This is a genomic window from Synechococcus sp. RS9902, from assembly GCF_014279635.1.
GTDB lineage: Bacteria > Cyanobacteriota > Cyanobacteriia > PCC-6307 > Cyanobiaceae > Parasynechococcus.
The window spans coordinates 946,987-969,331 of sequence record NZ_CP047949.1 but is presented as its reverse complement, the minus strand read 5'-3'; the positions used below and the strand labels follow the sequence as shown (position 1 = coordinate 969,331).

Here is a 22,345-nt window from a genome sequence, read left to right as displayed (position 1 = left end):
GGATCAAGCGGTTACTTCACCGACGGTAAGAAGGTTCGGCTTTCGCCGTGACTCCAGAACGCCTCAAGGTCGTAGTAACCGCGCTCATCGGGCATCAGCACGTGAACGATCACATCGCCGTAATCAAGAAGCGCCCAGCGCCCCTCATTCAACCCTTCCTTGCGCAAGGGAAGCAGGTCAGCCTCAGTTTCCAGGCGGTCTTCAACCGACCGGGCAATGGCACGCACCTGAACGTCGGACTGGCCGCCGGCGATCACCATCCAATCCGCCAGGCTGGACACCTCATCCACACGAATCAGACGGATGTCGGTGGCCTTGCGGTCATCGCAAGCATCGGCCACCAGTTCAGCAAGCTTTTCGCTATCCATAAACGTTCTCACTGGTAACGGAGCTGCGTGAGCCCTCCTGTTGGGCCATTTCAGCTCTGGCCTTGCTGGCACTCTTGCGCAGCGCCTCAAGCCGGTCTTCGTAGTAGCTGCGGCGGCTCTTCTTGCGGGTCTTTTCGACCAGCTCCTTCAACGCGCCGCCAAGACTGCGATAAGCGTTCGGAACGCTGTAGCCAAATCGGCAGGCCAGATCAATCGCACGCTCGTCAGCACTGATGGCGTCCTGCAGGCGTTTTTCGGAATTGTTCTTCAGGTAAAGCCGATACCCCGCAAAGCCGGAAAGCCCGAGGGCCATCAACAGCAGCAGGCCGTCCTGAACCCACAATTCACCGATGGCACCTCCGAGGCCGATGGCCAGAGCAGCCATCTCCCAACCGTCCCGGGGAATCGTGTCGTTCTGGATCCGACCAACTTCATGCCAAAACAGCAAATTGCGGTGATCCAACGCCAGGGCATCCCATTCGTCGAGATCCACCTGGATCTCCACTTCATCCCGGCCGATTTCCTCAAGGGTGATCAATGGAGGATCGACTGCAGCAGCTGATTCCACAAACACCCAGCTCTGCATTTCCGGTGGCAGCAGCCCCTTCAGGCGCTGGAGCTCACTCATTGCAACTCTGGTGCTGATCTCCCTTCACCGTAGCGAGGCCAAGTCCCCCAGTTGGGGCGAGGCCGCGTGAGAGGCTTGATCTGTTTGGCCAAGGACGATTTCCCATGCCGAGGCGGTCTGATCTGCGTCGCATTCTCCTGCTGGGATCTGGTCCGATCGTGATCGGCCAGGCCTGTGAGTTCGATTACTCCGGAACCCAGGCCTGCAAGGCCCTTAGAGCCGAGGGATATGAAGTCATCCTGATCAACTCCAATCCGGCGTCGATCATGACCGACCCGGAAATGGCCGATCGCACCTACATCGAGCCGCTCACGCCGGACGTGGTGACACGGGTGATCGAGCAGGAGCGCCCGGATGCTCTGCTGCCGACCATGGGGGGGCAGACCGCCCTCAACCTGGCGGTCACCCTGGCGGAAAACGGCACCCTCGATCGCTTTGGAGTTGAGTTGATCGGTGCCGATCTCAAAGCGATCCAGAAGGCGGAAGACCGTCTGCTGTTCAAGCAGGCCATGGAGCGCATCGGGGTGAAGGTCTGCCCTTCGGGCATCGCCTCATCTCAAGAAGAAGCTGAAGCCGTCGGGGCCGCGATCGGAAGCTTCCCCCGGATAATCCGGCCCGCCTTCACGCTGGGGGGAAGTGGCGGGGGCATTGCCTACAACCCCGAGGAATACGCAGCAATCTGCAAGAGCGGGCTTGAAGCGAGTCCGGTGTCTCAGATTCTGATCGAGCAATCGCTTCTGGGCTGGAAGGAATTCGAGCTTGAGGTGATGCGTGATCTGGCGGACAACGTCGTGATCGTCTGCAGCATCGAAAACCTCGACCCCATGGGGGTGCACACCGGGGATTCGATCACGGTGGCTCCAGCCCAGACCCTCACGGACCGGGAATACCAACGGTTGCGGGACCAATCGATCGCCATCATTCGGGAGATCGGTGTCGCGACGGGCGGCAGCAACATCCAGTTCGCGATCAATCCCGACAACGGCGACGTTGTGGTGATCGAGATGAATCCCAGGGTGAGCCGATCGTCGGCCTTGGCCAGCAAGGCCACCGGCTTCCCGATCGCCAAGATCGCCGCTCGCCTCGCCGTCGGTTACACCCTCGACGAAATCCTCAACGACATCACCGGCAAGACCCCTGCCTGCTTCGAACCGACGATCGATTACGTCGTCACCAAGATTCCGCGCTTCGCCTTTGAAAAATTCCGAGGCAGTCCAGCGGTGCTCACCACCTCAATGAAATCGGTGGGCGAAGCGATGGCCATCGGCCGTTGTTTCGAAGAGTCGTTCCAGAAAGCCATGCGTTCCCTGGAAACAGGGTTCTCGGGCTGGGGAGGCGACCGGGAGGAACCGGAACTCACGGATGCTGAGCTGGATCGTCAGCTGAGGACCCCCTCTCCGGAGCGCATCCTCAGCGTGCGAACGGCGATGGTGCGCGGACGCAGCGATGAGGAGATTCATCGGATCAGCAGGATTGACCCCTGGTTCCTGGCCAAACTGCGGCGGATCATTGAGGCGGAGGCCAGGCTGATCAAGGGCAAAAGCCTGGATCAGCTGGATGCCGACAGCTTGTTTGAGGCCAAGCAGCTGGGTTTTTCAGACCGACAGATCGCCTGGCACACCAAAAGCGACGAATTGTCGGTGCGTCAGCGGCGCGATCAGCTCGATGTTCGCGCCGTCTTCAAAACCGTCGACACCTGCGCAGCGGAGTTCGCTTCCTCCACTCCCTATCACTACTCGACCTACGAGCGTCCCTTGCAGACCCTGCAAGCCGACGGATCCCTCAAGCCCCTTCCCGCCTCGTCCGAGGTGAGTCGTCGTGAGGACGGCCGCAAGATGATGATCCTCGGCGGTGGACCCAACCGGATCGGACAAGGCATCGAATTCGACTACTGCTGCTGCCATGCCTCCTTTGCCGGGCAGGATCAAGGCATCACCACGGTGATGGTGAACAGCAATCCAGAAACGGTGTCCACCGATTACGACACCAGCGACAGCCTCTACTTCGAACCGCTCACCCTGGAGGACGTTCTCAATGTGATCGAAGCGGAGCGTCCTGATGGCGTGGTGGTCCAATTCGGTGGACAAACGCCTTTGAAACTCGCCATTCCTCTGCTGCGCTGGCTGGACAGCGATGAGGGGCGCGCCACGGGCACCAGCATCTGGGGCACCTCCCCTGAATCAATCGACCGGGCCGAAGACCGCGAGCAGTTCGAAGCCATCCTCCGCGATCTGAACATCCGCCAACCCCGCAACGGCTTGGCACGCAGCGAGGAGGAAGCACGGGCCGTGGCCACACGAGTGGGCTACCCGGTCGTCGTGCGTCCCTCCTACGTCCTGGGCGGACGGGCCATGGAAGTGGTGTTCGACGAAGAGGAACTCAACCGCTACATGCGCGAAGCCGTACAGGTGGAGCCCGACCATCCGGTGCTGATTGACCAGTACCTCGAAAACGCCGTTGAGGTGGACGTGGACGCCCTCTGCGATCACACCGGTGCTGTGATCGTCGGTGGTCTGATGGAGCACATCGAACCGGCGGGAATCCATTCCGGCGACTCAGCCTGCTGCCTGCCCGCGGTTTCCCTCGGCGAGGCGGCACTGAACACGATTCGCGAGTGGAGTGGCTCCCTGGCGCAAACGCTCGAGGTGCGGGGTCTGATCAACCTTCAGTTCGCCGTGCAGCGCAACACCGATGGCTCGGAAGTGGTTTACATCATCGAAGCCAACCCCCGCGCCTCCAGAACGGTCCCCTTCGTCGCCAAGGCCACAGGTCAACCTCTCGCTCGCCTGGCAACCCGACTGATGGCGGGCGAAATCCTGGCCGACATCGGCATGACCAGCGAGCCGAAGCCGCCGCTTCAGTCGATCAAGGAGGCGGTGCTGCCGTTCCGGCGCTTCCCGGGGGCCGACACGGTACTGGGGCCGGAAATGCGCTCCACGGGAGAGGTAATGGGTTCCGCCGACAGTTTCGGCATGGCCTATGCCAAGGCTGAGCTCGGCGCTGGAGAAGCGCTGCCCACCCAGGGGACGGTTTTCCTCTCCACCCACGACCGCGACAAACAGGCGCTGGTGCCCATCGCCGCTCGTCTGATCGAACTCGGGTTCGATGTGACGGCCACATCAGGCACGGCTCAGGCGCTCGCCAACGCGGGATTGAAGGTGCAATCGGTGCTCAAGGTGCACGAGGGGCGCCCCAACATCGAGGATCAGATCCGCTCCAATCAGGTGCAGTTGGTGATCAACACACCGATTGGCCGCCAAGCCGCCCATGACGACAAGTACCTGCGTCGGGCAGCGCTCGATTACGCCGTTCCAACGGTGACGACCCTCGCTGGAGCACGGGCAGCGGTGGAGGCGATCTCAGCGCTCCAGCAAGAGCCGAGGCTCAGCATCCATGCCCTGCAGGACGTGCACGCCATGCAGCCTTAGGCCACCGGTAGGGTTGCGAGAGCCACTTCAACGCTGTGACAGCCTCCGTTCCCGTTAAGCCTGGAAGCGACCTGCGTGATGACTTCCGTCGCGCCTACGAGAACCGCTACACCTGGGCGCCTGGATTCTCCGGCTATCGCGGCCGCTGCATCTGGCAGCAGGGCGATCAACGGGTCGAGGGCACCTTTGAGATCGGTGCCGATCTCAAAGCCAAGGTGGACGGCATTGAAAACGAAGAGATCCTCAAGGCGGTGAATTCCCAGCTCTGGGAAGTCGCGATCCATCGTGTGCGTCGCAGCTTCGAGCAGACCCACGGTGAGAACACCTTCACCGCGGGAGACACCAACGAAGTGGGAACCGAAGTGCTCGTCGGCGGCAAGGGAGCCGGGGACAAATACCGCATCAAAGATGACGTGGTGACCATGGTTCATCGCCACATCCACGGCACCGTCGTGACGATCTACACCACCGATGTCACCGACACGGGTGCGGGCTACCTCAGCCACACCTACACCAGTCAGTACGCCGACCCGGCAACGGGAGAAGCCCGGGGCGGCCGCAGCAGCTTCAAAGACAGCTTCGCTGCTCTTCCTGGAGATGGTCCATGGGTGCTGACCGAGCGGGTTGTGACCACCGAGGCCCATGGCGATACCCCCGCCGGAAGTCAGACCTTCCGTTTTGAAGATCTCGAATCGCTCTGAGTTGATTGCCGGTGCAAGCCGGCTATGAGACCATCCGCCCAAACCTGTTGAAAGGCATGGGCGGAGTCGAGTCGACCATTCAGGCCATCAATGGCCCGATCAACAGCATCGTCTGGGGATGGCCCACCGTCCTTTTGATTGCCGCGACGGGCATTCTTCTGATGGTGGGCCTTCGGTTCATGCCCCTGCAACGGCTGGGCTATGGCATCTCGATGATGCTGCGGCCGGCTGGAACACAAACAGAAGGGGAGATCAGTCCCTTTCAAGCCCTGATGACGTCGTTGTCGGCCACGATCGGCACGGGGAACATAGCCGGTGTTGCCGGAGCCATCGCCGTTGGTGGGCCCGGTGCCGTCTTTTGGATGTGGATCATCGCGATCTTCGGCATCGCAACCAAGTACGCCGAAGCGGTGCTCGCGGTTCAGTTCCGCGAAACCGATGGCGACGGCAACCACGTGGGTGGGCCGATGTATTACATCCGCAACGGACTCGGCAGCGGCTGGAGCTGGATGGCGGGCCTGTTTGCCCTCTTCGGCATGTTGGCGGGATTCGGCATCGGCAATGGGGTTCAGGCTTTTGAGGTGTCGTCTGCCTTGAGCCTGATCGGCATCCCGAAGCTGGCGACCGGAGTCGTTTTGGCAGCCCTGGTCTTCGCTGTTGTGATCGGGGGCATCAAACGCATCGCCCAGGCGGCCTCCGCCATTGTTCCGTTGATGTCGATCCTCTACGTCGCTGCCTGCCTTCTCGTGTTGCTGGCCAATCTGGGCAGCGTGCCTGAAGCTTTCGGCACGATTTTCTCCAACGCCTTCTCCGGCCAAGCCGCAGCCGGTGGGGCCCTCGGTCAGGTGGTGCTGATGGGCTTCAAACGGGGCATCTTCTCCAATGAAGCGGGCCTGGGCAGCGCTCCAATCGCTCACGCAGCTGCCAAAACCGACGATCCCGTTCGTCAGGGCACGGTGGCCATGCTGGGCACCTTCATCGACACCCTGATCATCTGCACGATGACCGCCCTGGTGATCATCACCACCAAAGCCAATCTGATCCTCGATGCAGCCGGCGACAAGCTCAGCGGCGCAGACCTTTCCATCGCTGCCTTCAACACCGGCATCGCCGGCAGCGGCGTGGTGGTCACCCTGGGACTGGTGATCTTTGCCTTCACAACCATTCTCGGTTGGAGCTTCTATGGCGAACGCTGCACCACCTACCTGTTCGGTGATTCCGCCGTGCTGCCCTTTCGTCTGACTTGGGTGGCTGTGGTCGTGATTGGTGCTGTCGCCGGCGACCGCGGAGTGATCTGGTCGATTGCCGACACCCTCAATGGCCTGATGGCTCTGCCCAACCTTGTGGCCTTGATCCTGCTGTCCGGAACCGTGTTCAAACTCACCAAGGCCTACAGCTTCAGCGAGTGAGCAGAACGACCGGTAATAAAAAAGGGGGCGTAACAGCCCCCTTTTTTATTGGCAGTCAATCAACCCTGATCAGGCAACGGCGTCACGGACTTGAGCTTTTCATTGAGCTGCATGGCGAGGCTCTGACGACCCACCGCCAGAACCTTGAGGGTGTCTTCATGCATCCGCAGTTGAGCATCAGCAACCTGCATGCCACGCACGAGCTCCTTGAGCTCATCGGGAAGCGTATTGAGGTCGTAGCGCTTGCCCTCAAAGGTCAAGACGGGGTTGTTGGCTGCGGAGTCAGTCATCGTTCGTTGCCGGGATTACGTAGAACCAGCGGCCAGATCGTAGAGGGATTCAGGACTTTTGCCGATCTCGAATGAACTGTCGTTCGCACAATTCGCGATATCGCCCACCACGCTGCATCAACTCGTCGTGGGTTCCTCGATCGACAACCGCACCTTTTTCAAGAACCACAATGCGATCGGCCTCCTGCACCGTGGCCAGACGATGGGCGATCACCAACACCGTTCGTCCCTTCATCGCCTGCTTCAGGCCGAGTTGCACCGCAGCCTCGGCTTCAGCATCAAGGGCACTGGTGGCTTCATCCAGCAGCAACAGCGCTGGGTTGCCAAGCACCGCCCGGGCAATGGCAATCCGCTGCAGTTGGCCACCGGAAACATTGGTTCCCCGTTCTTCGAGCTGGGTGTCATACCCATCGGGCAAGGCACGGATGAAATCATCCGCATTGGCCAAGCGCGCCGCATCGCGCACCTCGTCATCCGTCGCACGACGGCCGAACCGAATCGCTTCGGCAATGGTTCCTGAAAACACGGTTGTGCGCTGTGGAACCAAAGCCACCTGCTGACGCAGCTCACGGGCGCGCATCAAGCTGATGTCGGTGCCGTCGAGACGGATCTCGCCCTGTTGCGCCGTATTGAACCGGAGCAGAAGCGACAGCAGGGTGCTTTTACCCGCACCGGAAGGGCCAACGATGGCCAGCACCTGGCCCGCATCCACCCGCAGATTCAGCTGACGCAACACCGGCTGGGCTGGGTCATAGCCGAAGCTCACCTGGTCAAAGACCAGATCACCCTGAAGTGCACCGATGGCTTGCGCATCAGCTGGATCCGCAGCCTCCTGAGGCTCTCGCTCGATCTCCCGCAGACGTCGCAGCGACGCCTGCCCCTGCTGAAATTCGTTGAAGTTGTTGGTGACGTGGGCAATGGGATCGATCAGCACGATCAGCCCTGTCAGGTAGCTGCTCAGGCCGGCAATACTCAGATCACCACTCTGGATTCGCCAGGCTCCAAGGGCCAGAACGGCAAACAGACCCACCACCTCGATGATGCCAACCACCGGATGCTGGAGCGCCACAAGGCTGTAGGTGCGGTGGCGGGCCTGCCGGTGTTGATCGATTTCCGTCTCGAAACGGTCCTGCAGCCAGGGTTCGGCTGCAAAAGCACGCACCAGGGGCAAACCTTCGATGGCCTCACCCAGCAGACCGGCCAGTTCGCTCACCTTTTTCTGACTGCGTTCCGTGGCCGCCATCACGCGAGCACCAAACAGGCTGATCAGCCAGACGATCACCGGCGCCAGCAAAAGGATGGCCAGCGTCAGTTTCCAGTCGAGCCAGAGCATCATCCCCAGCACCGCAACGAGCTGAAGAACGCTGGGGACCGTGTCGTGAATGGTCTTGTACAGCACCTCGCTGACGCGATCGGCGTCTTCGGTGAAGCGGTAGGTGAGATCACCGGCCGAGAGCTTCTCCAGTGCCCCCAGCTCCACGGTCTGCAGGCGGCGGAACAGATCACGCCGTAAGTCCTGGCTCACCAGCAATGCAGGCCCGGCAAGAAGCGAGTCCTGACCGAATTGAGCGATCTTCTGAACAGCAAAGATCAGCAACGCCAGCCCGATCAGCTGAAGCACGCGAGCCAAATCACCCGAGCCAAGCGCGGGAAACAAGTCCCCGGCCAGCTGAACGAGCAGCGGAAAGCTGCCGACGTAAAACACCATGCAGCAGCCCCCCCAGAGCAGTTCCCGCAGATGAGGGCGAAGCAACGGCAGCAGCCGGCGGAATCCGGCCTGGGATGGGGTCAGCATCGCGGCACAGTATCAATGGTGAGCTCAAAACTCTGCCCAATGAAGCTGGATCAGTTCCTGAAATGGAAGGGTTGGGTCTCCACCGGCGGTGAAGCGAAGCAACGCATCCAGATGGGTGAAGTGGAGGTGAATGGGAGCGTTGAAACCCGGCGGGGCCGTCAGCTTTCCCCGGGAGATCGGGTTGTGCTTGCTGGTGAGGAGTCCGTTGTCGGGGATGAAAACGCGACCGGGCCGTAAGTTGGCTGCCACATTCCATGGGGAAGCAAGGCGTGCGCAGACCGGTGATCGCTGGCAACTGGAAGATGCACATGACCTGTGCCCAGTCGCGGGAGTTCATGGAAGCCTTCCTGCCGTTGATTGCTGACACCCCTGACGACCGCGACCTGGTGCTGGCACCACCCTTCACGGCGCTGTCGACCATGGCGGAACTCAGCCAGAACTCTCGCGTCTGCCTGTCAAGCCAGAACGTGCACTGGGAAGGCCATGGAGCCTTCACCGGGGAGATCTCCCCAGCCATGCTCAAAGAGCACGGGGTGACTCACACGATCGTGGGCCACAGCGAACCACGGAAATACTTCAGTGAAAGCGACGAGCAGATCAACCACCGGGCCAGGTCATCCCAGTCCAACGGTCTGATTCCGATCGTTTGCGTTGGCGAAAGCGATGAGCAGCGCGAGCGGGGCGAAGCTGAACGGGTGATCCGCCGCCAGATCGAGCAGGGCCTGGAGGGTCTCGATGCCGAGAAACTGGTGGTGGCCTACGAGCCGATCTGGGCGATTGGCACAGGCAAGACCTGCGCTGCCGAAGAAGCCAATCGCATCTGCGGTCTGATCCGAAGCTGGGTGGGCTCCCCCGATCTGGTGATTCAGTACGGCGGCTCCGTCAAACCCAGCAACATTGATGAATTGATGGGCATGAGCGATATCGACGGAGTGCTGGTGGGGGGTGCTTCCTTGGAGCCCGAAAGCTTTGGACGGATTGCCAACTACCAAGCGGCCTGATTCAGGCGGCTGGCCCCAGGGTTGGGGCCAACGCACAGCTGTGATGGGGGTGATCAACGTCACCCCGGATTCCTTCAGTGATGGAGGGAGATTTCTGGCGAGCGAACGGGCCCTTGCTGAAGCTCAGCGGCAGCTGAGCCGTGGTGCGGACGTGTTGGATCTGGGGGCGCAAAGCACCCGACCCGGAGCAGAGGAGGTGGGCGCCGAAGAGGAGTTGAGGCGTCTCCTACCAGCGCTGAAGAGCATCCGGAAACACTGCCCAAAGGCGCTGATCTCCATCGACACGTTTCTGGCGCCGGTGGCCGCCGAAGCACTGGAAGCAGGGGCCAACTGGATCAATGATGTGAGCGGTGGCCGGCGGGATCCCGATCTGCTGCGGGTGGTCGCCGATGCGGGCTGTCCGGTGGTGCTGATGCACAGCCGCGGTGACAGCCAAACCATGGATCAGCTCACGACCTATGCCGATGTCGTGGCAGATGTGAAAGCGGCGTTGCTGGAGCGCAGTGAAGCTGCGATTCAAGCCGGCGTTGATGAAAGCCAAATCATCTGGGATCCAGGTCTCGGCTTTGCCAAGACCCACGAGCAGAACCTGCAGCTGCTGCGGGATCTGGAACAACTCACAGCAGGACCGCGACCGGTGCTGATCGGCCCTTCGCGCAAACGCTTCATCGGTGCCGTGCTGGATGAACCCAGACCCAAAGCGCGTCTCTGGGGAACTGCTGCCGTGGCCTGCCGCTGCGCCCAGGCGGGTGCTGCCGTGCTGCGGGTGCACGATGTGGGGCCCATCAGCCAGACGCTGCGCATGGCGGCTGCACTCTGGTGATCTCCACGATCTTTGTTCAGATCGCGGCCTACAGGGATCCGGATCTCCCGGCCACACTGCACAACCTGGTCGAGCGGGCGGCCAAGCCAGAGCGCCTGCGCTTCGGCATCTGCCTGCAACTGGCGGCTGATGACCCGCCCCACTGGGGAACAAGCGCATTTCCGGATCATCCCCAGCTGGAGTTCATCCGGTTCGATGCCGCGGAAAGCCGCGGAGCCTGCTGGGCCCGACGACAGGCTCAGGGTATTTACGGCGGGGAAGACTTTCTGCTGCAGATAGACAGCCACATGCGGGCCGTGGGGCACTGGGATGAGCTGCTTCTGAAAACCTGGAAGGAATGCGGCGATGCGCATGCCGTTCTCAGTGTTTATCCGAACGGCTTTCAACTGCCATGCCGTTTGCAGACATCAACCCTGCCTGTGATGGGAGCTTGCGGCTTTGATACCAACGGCATCCTCAAGCTGCGAGGCATCAGCCGATTCCAACTTCCAGAAGAACAACCCGATCGCCCCATCCCCGGGGCGTTTATCGCCGGAGGCTTCCTGTTCGGCCCTGGCTCAATCGTGAGCGAAGTGCCCTACGACCCCGAGCTTTACTTCTATGGGGAAGAGATTGCCATGTCGGCACGACTCTGGACGTCGGGTTTCAACATCTACGCCCCGAATCGCCTGCTGCTGTTTCATCTCTACAAGACAGAACAAACAGATCAAGAGCATGCAGCCACCCATTGGGGCGATCACAGCAATTGGCACCATTACAACCTTTGCGCACTCAAACGTGTACACACACTGCTTGGAAGTCTCAACAATGCGCCGGCATCAATCCGCTGCTTCAATGATCAGCCTGTAGAAATTAAACCCTTCGGATTAGGGAGAAAACGCAGCCTGTCGATGTATCAACAATGGGCTGGAATTGATTTCAAAACGGCAGAGATCAGCCGAGCAGCAAGGGATGCAGAATTCAAGGCCCTGAAAGCCTGAGTTGCCCATCATTCATCGCCAACAAAAAAGCCAGAGTTCCTACCGGGCTCTGGCTTTGATGTTCAACACTTGGTCGACGATCAGTCGGTGACAACACCCTCAATCCGATCCTCAACCTCCTGGTACAGCTCCTGAAGCTGCTCGATGTTCTCATCCGAGGTCTCCCAGTATCCGCGGCCATGCACCTCAAGCAGGGTGCCCACGATCTGACGGAAGCTGTTGGGGTTGAGTTCCAGCAGACGCTTGCGCATCTCAGGATCATTGATGAAGGTTTCGTTGGCTTCTTCGTAGACGAAGTTGTCAACGGCACCGCTGGTGGCACTCCAACCCAGCGTGAAGTTGAGCCGCTTGGCCACCTCACGCACACCCTCGTAGCCGGAGTCGAGCATGCCTTCGTACCACTTGGGATTCAGCAGCTTGGTGCGTGAATCCAGGCGGATCGTTTCACTCAGCGAACGCACCTGAGCGTTGGCCGTGGTGGTGTCGGCGATGTAGCTGGTGGGAGCTTTGCCGTCATCACGCAGGCCAGCGATCAACTTGGTGGGGTCGGAGTCGAAGTAGTGGCTCACATCGGTGAGGGAGATCTCAGCCGAATCGAGGTTCTGGAAGGTGACATCCGCCGTCTTCATCACGTTCTCGAACACTTCCCGCTTCTGGTTCATCTCACCGGGATTGTCGGCATTGAAGGCGAAGGTCTTGCGGGAGAGGTACATCTCCTGCAGCTCACCTTCCTCCTCCCAGGTGCTGTTCTCCACCGCGAGATTCACGTTGGAGCTGTAGCTGCCGCTGGCATTGGAGAACACCCGGCACGCTGCATCGCGCAGGCTCGTGCCTTCTTTCTCCGCTTGCTCGAGGGCGTGCTTGCGCACAAAGTTCTGCTCCAGAGGCTCGTCAGCCTCGGCAGCCATCTTCACGGCCTGATCGATCAGCGCCATCTGGTTGATGAACAGATCGCGGAACACACCAGAGCAGTTCACCACCACATCAACGCGGGGGCGGCCGAGTTCTTCCAGGGGAATCAGCTCAAGCTTGTTGACCCGACCCACGGAGTCCGGCATCGGCTTGACGCCAACGAACCAGAGGATCTGAGCCAGGGATTCGCCGTAGGTCTTGATGTTGTCGGTTCCCCAGAGCACGCAGGCGATGGTTTCGGGCCAGGTGCCCTGCTCCTCGCGCTGACGCTCAATCAACTTGTCGACAACACTCTTGGCTGCAGCCACCGCGGCACGGGTGGGAATCGCCTGCGGGTCGAGGGCGTGGATGTTCTTGCCGCTGGGCAACACACCAGGATTCCGGATCGGATCACCACCGGGGCCCGGAAGGATGTATTCACCATCGAGAGCCTTCAGCAGACTCTCCATCTCCATGTCGGCACACACCTGCTCGAGGCAGAAGCGCAGGTAGGCAAAGAGCTTGTCGAGCTCGGTGGCATCGATCTGCACGAAGCCAGCACTGCAGCAGGCCCTCAGCCACGGGGAGGGAAGTTTGAAGCCGAACTTGGCCAGCAGGTCGTAGAACCAACCGAAGCTGTTGCGCAGGCTGACCCGACCATCACGGCCAGTGAGCGTGCGAACCATGGCGCCAATCGCAGCGCGGGATGTCTCCGTGATCGTGCGGTTCAGCTCAACATCGGCGAGGACGCCCTCGTCGTTGCCTTTGTAGATGTCTTCAATCGAGCGGCCCATCGCCTCAGCCAGCAGGCCGGGGAGTGAGCGCAGCCCATCCTCCTCACGCTCGAGAGCAGCGATGTTCACCAACGTGGCAACGGCTTCCTCAGCGGTGGGAGGCTTACCAATGGTGTGCAGGCCACAGGGAAGGAGACGGCTTTCGATCTCCATCAACTGGCGGTAAACGGCGCCCACCAAGGCATCACGTCCCTCCAGGTCGAGGGTCGAGGCATCCTCCTCAGGAAGGTCAACGTCCTTATCGAGGTTGCACTGACGTGCCGTCTCGATGATCGTGTTGACGATCTGAATGCCGCGGCCACCCTCACGCAGCTGCTGGTAGGAGCCCACCAGCTCACCCAGTTCCTTCAGGCCCTTGTAAAGACCGGCATTTTCAGCCGGAGGGGTGAGGTAGCTGATGGTGGAGGCATAACCCCGCCGCTTGGCGATCGTGGCCTCGGAGGGGTTATTGGCGGCGTAGTAATAGAGGTTGGGCAGCGCACCGATCAGTGAATCGGGGTAGCAGGTTTCGCTCATGCCCATCTGCTTGCCGGGCATGAACTCGAGCGAGCCGTGGGTGCCGAAGTGCAGCACCGCATCAGCCTTCCAGATCTTCTGGAGATAGGTGTAGTAAGCCGCGAAGCCGTGGTGGGGGCTGGCGCTGCGGGAATAAAGCAGGCGCATCGGATCACCCTCGTAGCCGAAGGTGGGCTGAACGCCAACGAAAACGTTGCCGAAGTGGCGACCGAAAACCAGCAGGTTCTGGCCATCGCTGTTGAGATTGCCGGGGGGCTTGCCCCAGTTCTCTTCGAGCCGTTCGGAGTAGGGCGTCAGACGCTCGTACTCCTCAACGCTCATGCGGTGGGCGATTGAAAGCTCCGGAGAGCCCTGCATGGCATCGGCGTCATTGATGACGGCCTCCAACAGCTCACGAGGCGTGGAAGGCAGGTCCTGCACGTCGTACCCCTTCGCCTTCATCTCCTGCATCACTCGGTGGATGGAGCCGAAGACGTCGAGGTAAGCCGCAGTGCCGACGTTGCCCTTGTCGGGAGGGAAGCTGAACACGGTGATCGCCAGCTTCTTCTCGTTGCGGGGCTTGATCCGCAGCGATGACCAGCGGATGGCCCGCTCAGCGATGGCATCAACCCGGTCTTGAAGGGTGTGCGCCTTGCCGGTGGCATCGTCGCGACCCGAGAGAACGATGGGCTCGATGGCGCCATCCAGTTCCGGAATGGCGATCTGCAGGGCCACCTGCACCGGGTGCAGGCCAAGGTCGCTCTGTTCCCACTCCTGGGTGGTCTGGAAAACGAGGGGAAGCGCCACCATGTAGGGACGGTTGAGCTTCTTAAGCGACTCAATCGCCTTGGGGTGGTCCTGACGGGCCGGACCTCCGACCAGCGCAAAACCGGTGAGGGAGACGATGCCGTCCACCAGGGGCTGCTCGGGATTCAGCGGGTCGTAGAAGAAAGCGTTGACCGGCTTGGAGAAGTCGAGACCGCCGCAGAAGATCGGAATCACGCGAGCGCCACGGAACTCCAGCTCCTGGATGGTGGCCACGTAATGGGCATCGTCACCGGTGACGATGTGGCTGCGCTGCAGCACCAAACCGATCACCGGCCCTTTGCGGGCTTCCTCAGAAAGGTCGGTGCGGCTGGAAGTCCAGTTCAGATATTCCTTGAGGTCCTCGAACATCGAGGGGGCCAGGGGGTGCCAGATGCCGAGGTCGGGGAACACTTCGGGCTCCGCCACTTCCATTGCCGGGCGCTCCTCGCCCTCTGCAGTTGGGAAGACGTACTTGTCCGCCAGCATCAACAGGAAGTTGCGCAGGTTGTCGGGGGTTCCGCCCAGCCAGTACTGGAAGCTGAGCATGAAGCTGCGGGCATCCTGCGCCTTCTCAACGGGCAGGTACTTGAGAACGGTGGGCAGCGTGTTCAGCAGCTTGAGCATCGCGTCCTGGAAACCAGCACCTCCGGCTTCCTTCCGCTTCTTCATGAAGCCTGCGATGGCGCTCTTGCTCTGACCGAGCTGGGCCATCGAGAAGCTGCCCAGCTTGTTGAGCCGCATCACCTCCGGCATGGACGGGAAGACCACAGCCGCCTTGAGTCGGTCGCGGTGTGGGGCGACGGCGTCCACAACCTTCTGAGCCAGATCTTCAATGAAGATCAAGGAGGCCACAAAGACATCAGCCTCAGCAACGTCGGCGCAGAAGCCGGCGTAGTTGTCGTCGTCGCGCAGTTCTTCGATCAGATAGCCGCTCAGCTCGATTCCGAGATCGCCACCGGAGGCATTGAGAGCCGTCGCTGCCTGGGTGAGGGCGTTTTGGTACTGGGGCTCCAGCACCACATAAACCGCCTTCATGACGGACTTGTGGTTCTGGCCCTCCACAGGAGCAACGCGGCGATCGGCGGAGCGGACCTGTGTGAACATCAGCGCACTTTGAGCAGTGTGAAGAACCTTACGGCGACTGGCCCTTAGCGCGCGAGGATTTCTGATCGGCCGTTACACGAGCAGACCCATAGGCTTTGGAGCGTCTGCTGCGCTTTCATGACCGCTCCGATTCCCGTCGTTGTTGCCGGTGCCCTGGGGCGCATGGGCGCCGAGGTGATCAAGGCTGTGGTGGGAGCCGAAGACTGCAGCCTGGTTGGCGCCATCGACAACACCCCCGGCAAAGAAGGGGCAGACGTGGGTCTGGAGCTGGGCCTTGGCGAGCTGGAGGTGGCCGTGACGGCTGATTTCGAAGGCTGTCTCTGCGCTGTGAGCCAATCGGTGCGGGACAGCGGCAGCGGCGCCGTGTTGGTGGATTTCACCCACCCCTCCGTTGTTTATGAGCACACCCGCGCGGCGATCGCCTACGGCGTTCACCCCGTGATCGGAACCACAGGGCTCTCGCCTGAACAACTCAACGACCTCACCGAGTTCTCGGCCAAAGCGTCCGTGGGTGGGGCCGTGATCCCCAATTTCTCCGTGGGCATGGTGCTGTTGCAGCAAGCCGCAGCCGCAGCGGCACGGTTCTACGACCACGCGGAACTGACGGAACTGCACCACAACCGCAAGGCGGATGCCCCAAGCGGCACCTGCATCAAAACCGCTGAGCTGATGGAGGAGCTGGGCAAGAGCTTCAATCCCGAGGAAGTGGATGAGCACGAATCCCTGGCGGGCTGCCGCGGCGGACAGCGGGACAGCGGCCTGCGGCTGCACTCAGTGCGGCTGCCGGGCCTGGTGGCTCACCAGGAAGTGATGTTCGGTGCCCCAGGGGAGACCTACACCCTGCGTCACGACACCATTGATCGTTCCGCCTACATGCCCGGGGTGCTGCTCACGGTGCGCAAGGTGGGCAGCCTCGGCAGCCTTGTGTACGGCCTTGAGCGCCTGATCTGAAGGCGACACCATGCTCATTCCCCTCCGCCCCGGTGAACTGCAACGGCTGATCCCGGCCGTTGCCACCGGCAACCAGTTCCGCTTTGCCCTCGGCAACCCCCAGGAGGTGCTGCAGCGCCTGATGATCGCCGCCATCGGGGGAGTGATCACGTTCCTGATCTACAACCAGGCGCAGCTCGGCAGCCGCTGGGGCCCCGTCTGGCTGGTGATCAGCGTTGTGTTCTTTCTCTATGTGCTCTGGGGCCCGATCGTTCAGGCCGGCCAGCGCAACGCCACGCTGCGGCGCTATCCCGCGGCTGCCCTGTTTGAGGGCGAGGTGGCGGACGTGATCACGCGTGAACGGGTGGAAAATCGCCACGAGCAGGCCGACAGCCGCGGGCAGCTGGAACTCGTGGAGAACCGACGCACCTGGATGCTGCTCGAACTTGAAGACGAGGAGGGTTACCTCGGCAGGGTGGCCTTTCCTATGGAGAAAAAGCATCAGTCGATCCGCCGCGGCAGCCTGATCCGGTGCCTGGTGCTGAGCGAGCGCAAGGATTTTTCAAAGATCGGAGCCCTCAGCGATGCCTGGCTCCCGGGCATGCGGATGTGGGTTGGCGAGTACCCCTTCCTGCTCCGCCCCGCCTTTGAGGAGCTCTGCCAACTCCGCCTGAACAGCCGGCGTTGAACAGCCGGCGTCGAGCAGCCACTGCTGAACATTTCTTAAACCTGGTTTACACTTCTTAGTAATCAAACGGCGGCATCCATGTCCCAGTCCTCTCCCACCACTCCTGTCGTGCGCGGTGCACAGGTCACCACGGAAGACGGCGGCCGCCTCAACGCCTTCGCCACGGAACCCCGCATGGAAGTGGTTGAAGCAACCCAGGGTTGGGGTTTCCACGATCGCGCCGAAAAACTGAACGGCCGCATGGCCATGCTCGGTTTCATTGCCCTGCTGGCCACTGAGTTGGCCCTGGGCGGCGAATCCTTCGTTCACGGGCTGCTCGGCCTGGGCTGATCGCCTCGCGCTGGATCGGGATGGCTGGCCAGACTCCCTGAATGGCTCCATCCCCTCCAGAGATTCATGTTTTGGGCGCTGGCCCCACCGGCGCCCTCACAGCTCTTGCCCTCGGCCTCCGTGGTCAGAGCGTGGTCCTGTTTGACCCGCTGACGGCATCGGAACTTCAAGCTAGAAGTCGGGCGTACGCCATCACCCACTCCAGCCGCCGACTGCTGACCAACCTGGGGCTTTGGCACGACCTGGGCGATGCCTTGGTGCCTTTCCGTGATCTGGATTTGCGGGACGGGGCCACCAACGACCGCGTTCTCTTCGGCCAGGAGGACCTGGCAGCAGCCAATCGACACCACGACGGCATTGGCTGGATCCTCGATCACCGACCCTTGATGAAGCTGTTGCTGGCTCGGCTGGAGGCCAATGGCAACGTGGCGATGCACTTGGCCGAACCATGCCCTGATCCAAGCGCTGATGCTCTGATCGTGGCGGCTGATGGACCGCGCTCCCCCACACGAGAGGCCTGGGGCATCCGTCACTGGGGCATCCGCTATCGCCAGGGGTGTCTCACCGCCAAGGTTGCCCTGCGGGGACTCCCCCACGACAGAGCCTGCGAGTTGTTTCGCCCGGAAGGCCCTCTCGCCGTTTTGCCCTTGGGGGAGGGCAGGTTCCAGGTGGTGTGGAGTGCACCCTGGCAGCGTTGCCAGCAGCGCAGCACGTTGCAGCGCAGCGCCTTTCTCGATCAGCTGGCCGCTGTTCTGCCGGAGGGGATTGAACCGGATTTCCTTCTGGATCAGCCCCGAGCCTTCCCCCAACAATGGCTGCTGGCTCGCCGCTTTCATCGCGGACGGGGCGTGCTGATCGGCGAAGCGGGCCACCGCTGCCATCCCGTGGGAGGCCAGGGGCTCAATCTCTGCTGGCGTGATGTGGAAGGGTTGCTGCGCGCCGTGGAGCGGGGCGGCAGCGCAACAACAATCGCTCGGCGCTACGGGATGAGCCGCTGGCTCGATGTGCTCCAGGTGGGTGTGGCGACGGATCTTCTGGTGCGGGTGTTCTCCAACCGCCAACCACTGTTGCTTCCCCTGCGGCGCTTTGCATTGCTGCTGCTGAAACAGTTTTCTGGGCTGCGCCAGCTCAGCTTGCGGGCCATGAGTGACGGCCCCATGCAGCTCTGGCGGGCCTTGCCAAACTGAGCCAAGCGCGGGTCGCGACCATGGTGATGTCCAGCCAGCGGCAACCCCCAGCAACGGACGCCCTGCTGCAATTTCTTCAGCGGCGTTTGGGGTTGAGTCCAAGCGCACTGGAGCTGGGACAACGCCAGGCGGAACTGGAACAAGCCCCCCTCCCGATCGTGCTGTGGAGCTTCGGGTTGTTGAGTTTGCAGCAGTTGGAAGAGGTCTTCGACTGGCAGAACACTCAGCCGTAGCGCAACAACGCGTCCACGGGCTGGCCTGCGGGCAAGGCCTGACGGCCTCCAAGCCCCTCCAGCTCGATCACAAAGGCAAAGCCCACCAAGCAACCACCGGCCTGCTCCACCAGTCGTCCCGTTGCTGCAGCCGTTCCACCGGTGGCCAACAGATCGTCCACCACCAGCACCCGGGGTGAATTCTCAAAAGCATCGGCTTGAATCTCCAGCCGATCGGTGCCGTACTCCAGGGCGTAGTCCAGGCCCACCACCTCACCGGGCAGCTTTCCGGGCTTGCGCACAGGCACGAAGCCAAGCCGTCGATCGCTGGCCAGGGGTGCCCCGAAGATGAATCCCCGGGATTCGATTCCCACGATCAGATCAGGCTTCACCTGATCGCAGAACTTGCCCAACTGTCGGATCACCTCAGCCATGGCCTCGGGGGACCGCAGCATCGGATTGATGTCTCGAAACAGAATTCCAGGCTTGGGAAAATCTGGAATTGAGCGAATGTGCGACTGAAGATCCAAATCCAGGTGACGCAATGGCAGTGCCCCTGGCATCATCGCAGCCATGACTGAAGCTTCAGCCCCCAGCGCACCCACTGACGGCGCGCGTCTCAGCCGACGGGGCGTCGAGCGCCTCGACCTGTTGCTGCTGACCATCGAGGCTCTTGATCTCAATGGTGGCGAGGCGATGGTCTGGACCAGCCAACAGATGGGCCTCCAGGCGCAATTCCCCAACCGGGTTGAACTCTGGAAGCGGCGCTGTCACAACCCGCTTCGGCGCACCACCCGGCGGGACCAGCTCGACCCGGTGGACGCCGAATCGCTGATCTGCCTGGTGTGTGCCATGGCTGATCGGCTCTACCCCATGCTCCATCAACTCCTCTCGAGCCGCGAACCGGAACAGCTCACCCAACAGCGTTGGCAGTTGTTCCACGAGCGCCTGCGGGACCTGATCGAGGAGCGGATGAATCAGCGCCGGGAAGCCGTTGTTCGCCTGCTCACGATGGAGCCGGCAGGTCCTGTGCACCGTCAGCTGATCAGCACCCTGGCGTTCTGCGCAGGCCCAGGAGGAATCGATCGTCTCCGCGCAACCCTGCTCGACCCCACGCCCTAGGCCGACCATGTTGAAAACGACATATCAATACGAACAGACCGCAGCACGGCTGGTGGTGGAGGGCTTGCCTGACCTCTCCGCCGGACATTCGAATGAGGTGATCGGCATCCTGTCGTCCTGGCGGCTGCAGTTGATCGGAGCACCGGAACTGGAAGGAACCCGGTATCATCTCGAGGCTCTGATGGCAGCGGTGATGCCGTACGCCAGGCATCGCTTGTCCGGCGTGCAGCGCCGCTTTGGCCTGGAGAACGGTTTTGTAAGCATCGCGCCGGATCAGGCCAACCATCGGCTGGAACTGCGCAGCAGCCGAGAGGGCGTCGAGCCACTGCAGCTCAAGCTCGATGACGCCGAACTGGCCGATCTGGTGCGTTGCCTCGATCGCTTGCGGCTCGACAACCGGGTCAAGCTGACCTGGACGTTCCCCGAAGACCGCCCGTTGAAGCGTCAGGAGATCGTCGATCGCATACCTCTGCAGAAACGCCTCGGACCTCCCCTTCTGGCTGGGGTTGCTCTGGCGTGCAGCATCGCCACCGCCTGGCTTGTGCCTCTGCCCCAGGAAACCAAGGAGACATCGCCGGCAGCAGCACCGGTGGACAAGCCTGAAACGCAGTCCGACCGTTGACGTGCAGGAAACACGCTTCAGAATCGCCGCAATGATGGCACCCTGATCACACCGATGCCATGAGGAAGGCGCGCCGAAGCAGCACACGTGATCAACGACGGGTCTTCCGCCCCCGTCGCCGCTTCCCCTATGGCCCCGTCTTGCGGCAGTCAACGGTTGTCGTGCTGATGCTGGCTGCTGCCGCAGGGATCGCTGTCTTGCTGAATCAGCTGCCACAGCAGGTGGACATCATGCTGCTGCTGAGCCAGGCCATTGACGACCTGATTGGCGGCGTTCAGCAACTGCTGGAAGCCATGCTCGGGCTCGCCGCCATCGTGCTGATCGCTGCCATCGCACTTTTGGCGGGCATCCTCTTGCTTGGTGCGCTCTGGAGGTTGATGCGCATCATCCGCCTGGTGGTCTCTCCCCCCACTCAAGGCAGGCGCTGAGGCGGTGCCAGCGAGCGCTGATGGTTCCACAACTCCTCCAGGGTCACGCTTCCATCCCGATCGCCATCCAAAGCGTTGAAGTTGCGACTGATCCAGGGAATGCGCTTGGCTTCCTGCCGATTCAAGCGATGGTTTCGGTCGCGATCGGCCTGGCGGAAATGGCGCTTCAGACGTGGGCCACTGGGCGATGAATCCTGAAAACGCAGGTCCTTCAAGAGGAGATAGGAGCGATTGTTCTGCCGCTTGAGTACACGGCTCAGGGCACGTCGACCCTGCACTTCCGAGGCATCCAATCGACCGTCTCCGTTGACGTCCAGGCGGATGAACAGAGTTTCCATCCTGGTGCTGTAGACACGCATGGTCTTGTCGCCCGGAGCAGCCTGCAACGCCATCGAACTCAGCGCCAACGCCAAAGGGCCGAGCACACGGATGACGTTCAGCGCAGTCATGCCACCAGCCTATGGAGCCTGAACAGCTCTGACGATGACTGATGCATGACAGGAGGCGGCTGAGCTGTGACCGGGTCCTACCGGAGAAGGACAGACGCCGAAGCGCTGCATACCATCAGCCCATCCGCTGATGGCCATGGCCAAGGACACCATGATCTGGGTGGTGGACGACGACCCGGAACTGAGAAAGATGGTCGGTACCTACCTGATCGACCAGGGCTATGACGTGCGCAGCCTCTGCGATGTGAAGCAATTCGAGGCACGGCTGGAGTGCCAACGGCCAGATCTGGTGGTTCTTGACCTGATGCTGCCCGGCGATGATGGTCTGACGGCTCTGCGCAGGCTGCGGGATGCCGGGGATGATCTTCCCGTGGTGATGCTCACTGCGCGGGCCGATGGGGTGGATCGGATCATCGGCCTCGAACAGGGAGCCGATGACTACCTCGCTAAACCGTTCTTGCCCCGAGAACTCACGGCCCGCATTGAAGCCGTGCTCCGGCGACGCAACGCCATGCCGGCGGGAACGCCGGTGGAAGGTGGGGAATGCATCCGCTTTGGCGACAACCAACTGGATCTCTCCGCCCGCACCTTGCTGCAGAACAACGAGCCGGTGGTGATCACCAGCGGTGAGTTCAGCCTGCTGGCCGCCTTTGTACGCCATCCCCATCGCCCCCTCTCGCGGGAACGTCTGATCGAACTCGCCCGAGGCCCTGGCAGCGACACCGACAGCCGCAGCATGGACGTTCAGGTGTCGCGGGTGCGCAAGCTGGTGGAACCGGATCCAATCCGCCCCCGCTACGTGCAGACGGTTTGGGGGTACGGCTACGTGTTTGTTCCGGACGGCACGCCGAGATCCCGCTGAC

23 protein-coding genes are annotated in these 22,345 nt (G+C 61.6%); 16 read left to right on the top strand and 7 right to left on the bottom strand.

The window, feature by feature from the left end; translation table 11 throughout:
• Positions 1–11: 11 nt before the first annotated feature.
• Positions 12–368 (bottom strand): ribosome silencing factor, encoded by a 357-nt coding sequence (rsfS, locus tag SynRS9902_RS05095; RefSeq protein ID WP_038554011.1) that lies wholly within the window; start codon positions 366–368, stop codon positions 12–14.
• Positions 361–996: a DUF3318 domain-containing protein gene (locus SynRS9902_RS05090; RefSeq protein ID WP_186510213.1), complete on the bottom strand. Its 636-nt coding sequence runs from the start codon at positions 994–996 to the stop codon at positions 361–363. Before SynRS9902_RS05090 ends, rsfS begins: the two co-directional genes overlap by 8 nt.
• A gap of 104 nt (positions 997–1,100) precedes the next feature.
• On the opposite strand from SynRS9902_RS05090, the gene carB reads away from it, so the two are divergent.
• The 3 genes from carB to SynRS9902_RS05075 are packed head-to-tail and all read left to right on the top strand — an operon-like array spanning position 1,101 to position 6,534.
• A complete protein-coding gene (gene carB / locus SynRS9902_RS05085) occupies positions 1,101–4,424 on the top strand; it encodes a carbamoyl-phosphate synthase large subunit (protein WP_186510212.1) in 3,324 nt (1,107 codons plus the stop codon).
• Positions 4,425–4,459: 35 nt separating this feature from the next.
• Positions 4,460–5,125 (top strand): DUF3386 domain-containing protein, encoded by a 666-nt coding sequence (locus tag SynRS9902_RS05080; RefSeq protein WP_186510211.1) that lies wholly within the window; start codon positions 4,460–4,462, stop codon positions 5,123–5,125.
• Positions 5,126–5,181: 56 nt separating this feature from the next.
• Positions 5,182–6,534: a sodium:alanine symporter family protein gene (locus SynRS9902_RS05075; protein WP_186510530.1), complete on the top strand. Its 1,353-nt coding sequence runs from the start codon at positions 5,182–5,184 to the stop codon at positions 6,532–6,534.
• Between the two features lie 59 nt (positions 6,535–6,593).
• Here the strand turns inward: SynRS9902_RS05075 and SynRS9902_RS05070 are convergent, their stop codons facing one another.
• Entirely contained in the window at positions 6,594–6,824 is a 231-nt protein-coding gene (locus SynRS9902_RS05070) for a DUF6447 family protein (RefSeq protein WP_186510210.1), read from the bottom strand.
• Between the two features lie 49 nt (positions 6,825–6,873).
• A complete protein-coding gene (locus SynRS9902_RS05065; protein WP_186510209.1) occupies positions 6,874–8,619 on the bottom strand; it encodes an ABC transporter ATP-binding protein in 1,746 nt (581 codons plus the stop codon).
• A 39-nt stretch (positions 8,620–8,658) separates the two neighbouring features.
• On the opposite strand from SynRS9902_RS05065, the gene SynRS9902_RS05060 reads away from it, so the two are divergent.
• Genes SynRS9902_RS05060 through SynRS9902_RS05045 form a run of 4 tightly spaced genes read left to right on the top strand, consistent with a single transcriptional unit; the run spans position 8,659 to position 11,423 of the window.
• The gene (locus SynRS9902_RS05060) at positions 8,659–8,856 is read left to right on the top strand and encodes an RNA-binding S4 domain-containing protein (protein ID WP_041435023.1); all 198 of its coding nucleotides are present in this window, start codon (positions 8,659–8,661) and stop codon (positions 8,854–8,856) included.
• 32 nt (positions 8,857–8,888) lie between these two features.
• Complete coding sequence (tpiA, locus tag SynRS9902_RS05055; RefSeq protein WP_186510529.1) at positions 8,889–9,620, top strand: triose-phosphate isomerase; 732 nt, start codon at positions 8,889–8,891, stop codon at positions 9,618–9,620.
• Positions 9,598–10,443, top strand: a complete 846-nt coding sequence (gene folP, locus SynRS9902_RS05050) for a dihydropteroate synthase (protein WP_255446210.1) — start codon at positions 9,598–9,600, stop codon at positions 10,441–10,443. The genes tpiA and folP overlap by 23 nt, the downstream gene beginning before the upstream one ends.
• On the top strand, positions 10,440–11,423 hold the full coding sequence (locus SynRS9902_RS05045) for a GlcNAc-transferase family protein (protein ID WP_186510207.1): 984 nt from the start codon (positions 10,440–10,442) through the stop codon (positions 11,421–11,423). Before folP ends, SynRS9902_RS05045 begins: the two co-directional genes overlap by 4 nt.
• 80 nt (positions 11,424–11,503) lie before the next feature.
• On the opposite strand, the gene SynRS9902_RS05040 is transcribed toward SynRS9902_RS05045, so the two are convergent.
• Positions 11,504–15,514, bottom strand: a complete 4,011-nt coding sequence (locus SynRS9902_RS05040; RefSeq protein ID WP_186510206.1) for a magnesium chelatase subunit H — start codon at positions 15,512–15,514, stop codon at positions 11,504–11,506.
• Positions 15,515–15,631: 117 nt separating this feature from the next.
• On the opposite strand from SynRS9902_RS05040, the gene dapB reads away from it, so the two are divergent.
• The 5 genes from dapB (at position 15,632) to SynRS9902_RS05015 (ending at position 18,882) form a co-directional block, all read left to right on the top strand.
• Positions 15,632–16,465 carry a 4-hydroxy-tetrahydrodipicolinate reductase gene (dapB, locus tag SynRS9902_RS05035; protein ID WP_114987897.1) on the top strand — a complete coding sequence of 278 codons (834 nt, stop codon included), beginning with the start codon at positions 15,632–15,634 and terminating at the stop codon, positions 16,463–16,465.
• Between the two features lie 10 nt (positions 16,466–16,475).
• Positions 16,476–17,132 (top strand): hypothetical protein, encoded by a 657-nt coding sequence (locus SynRS9902_RS05030; protein WP_186510205.1) that lies wholly within the window; start codon positions 16,476–16,478, stop codon positions 17,130–17,132.
• Between the two features lie 78 nt (positions 17,133–17,210).
• Entirely contained in the window at positions 17,211–17,462 is a 252-nt protein-coding gene (locus tag SynRS9902_RS05025; protein WP_114987899.1) for a high light inducible protein, read from the top strand.
• A 41-nt stretch (positions 17,463–17,503) separates the two neighbouring features.
• Positions 17,504–18,649 (top strand): FAD-dependent monooxygenase, encoded by a 1,146-nt coding sequence (locus SynRS9902_RS05020; RefSeq protein ID WP_186510204.1) that lies wholly within the window; start codon positions 17,504–17,506, stop codon positions 18,647–18,649.
• Positions 18,650–18,669: 20 nt separating this feature from the next.
• The gene (locus SynRS9902_RS05015; protein WP_186510203.1) at positions 18,670–18,882 is read left to right on the top strand and encodes a DUF2949 domain-containing protein; all 213 of its coding nucleotides are present in this window, start codon (positions 18,670–18,672) and stop codon (positions 18,880–18,882) included.
• Here SynRS9902_RS05015 and SynRS9902_RS05010 read toward each other — a convergent pair.
• The gene (locus tag SynRS9902_RS05010) at positions 18,873–19,427 is read right to left on the bottom strand and encodes an adenine phosphoribosyltransferase (protein ID WP_186510528.1); all 555 of its coding nucleotides are present in this window, start codon (positions 19,425–19,427) and stop codon (positions 18,873–18,875) included. The genes SynRS9902_RS05015 and SynRS9902_RS05010 overlap by 10 nt on opposite strands.
• A gap of 7 nt (positions 19,428–19,434) precedes the next feature.
• Between SynRS9902_RS05010 and SynRS9902_RS05005 the strand changes: the two genes are divergently transcribed.
• The 3 genes from SynRS9902_RS05005 to SynRS9902_RS04995 are packed head-to-tail and all read left to right on the top strand — an operon-like array spanning position 19,435 to position 21,033.
• Positions 19,435–19,983, top strand: a complete 549-nt coding sequence (locus SynRS9902_RS05005; RefSeq protein ID WP_186510202.1) for a DUF3038 domain-containing protein — start codon at positions 19,435–19,437, stop codon at positions 19,981–19,983.
• A 7-nt stretch (positions 19,984–19,990) separates the two neighbouring features.
• Positions 19,991–20,605, top strand: a complete 615-nt coding sequence (locus SynRS9902_RS05000) for a DUF4335 domain-containing protein (RefSeq protein WP_186510201.1) — start codon at positions 19,991–19,993, stop codon at positions 20,603–20,605.
• Positions 20,606–20,664: 59 nt separating this feature from the next.
• On the top strand, positions 20,665–21,033 hold the full coding sequence (locus SynRS9902_RS04995) for a hypothetical protein (protein WP_186510200.1): 369 nt from the start codon (positions 20,665–20,667) through the stop codon (positions 21,031–21,033).
• On the opposite strand, the gene SynRS9902_RS04990 is transcribed toward SynRS9902_RS04995, so the two are convergent.
• On the bottom strand, positions 21,018–21,482 hold the full coding sequence (locus SynRS9902_RS04990; RefSeq protein ID WP_186510199.1) for an EF-hand domain-containing protein: 465 nt from the start codon (positions 21,480–21,482) through the stop codon (positions 21,018–21,020). The genes SynRS9902_RS04995 and SynRS9902_RS04990 overlap by 16 nt on opposite strands.
• 136 nt (positions 21,483–21,618) lie before the next feature.
• Here SynRS9902_RS04990 and SynRS9902_RS04985 point away from each other — a divergent pair, with 136 nt between their 5' ends.
• The gene (locus SynRS9902_RS04985; RefSeq protein WP_186510198.1) at positions 21,619–22,344 is read left to right on the top strand and encodes a response regulator; all 726 of its coding nucleotides are present in this window, start codon (positions 21,619–21,621) and stop codon (positions 22,342–22,344) included.
• Position 22,345: the final 1 nt, after the last annotated feature.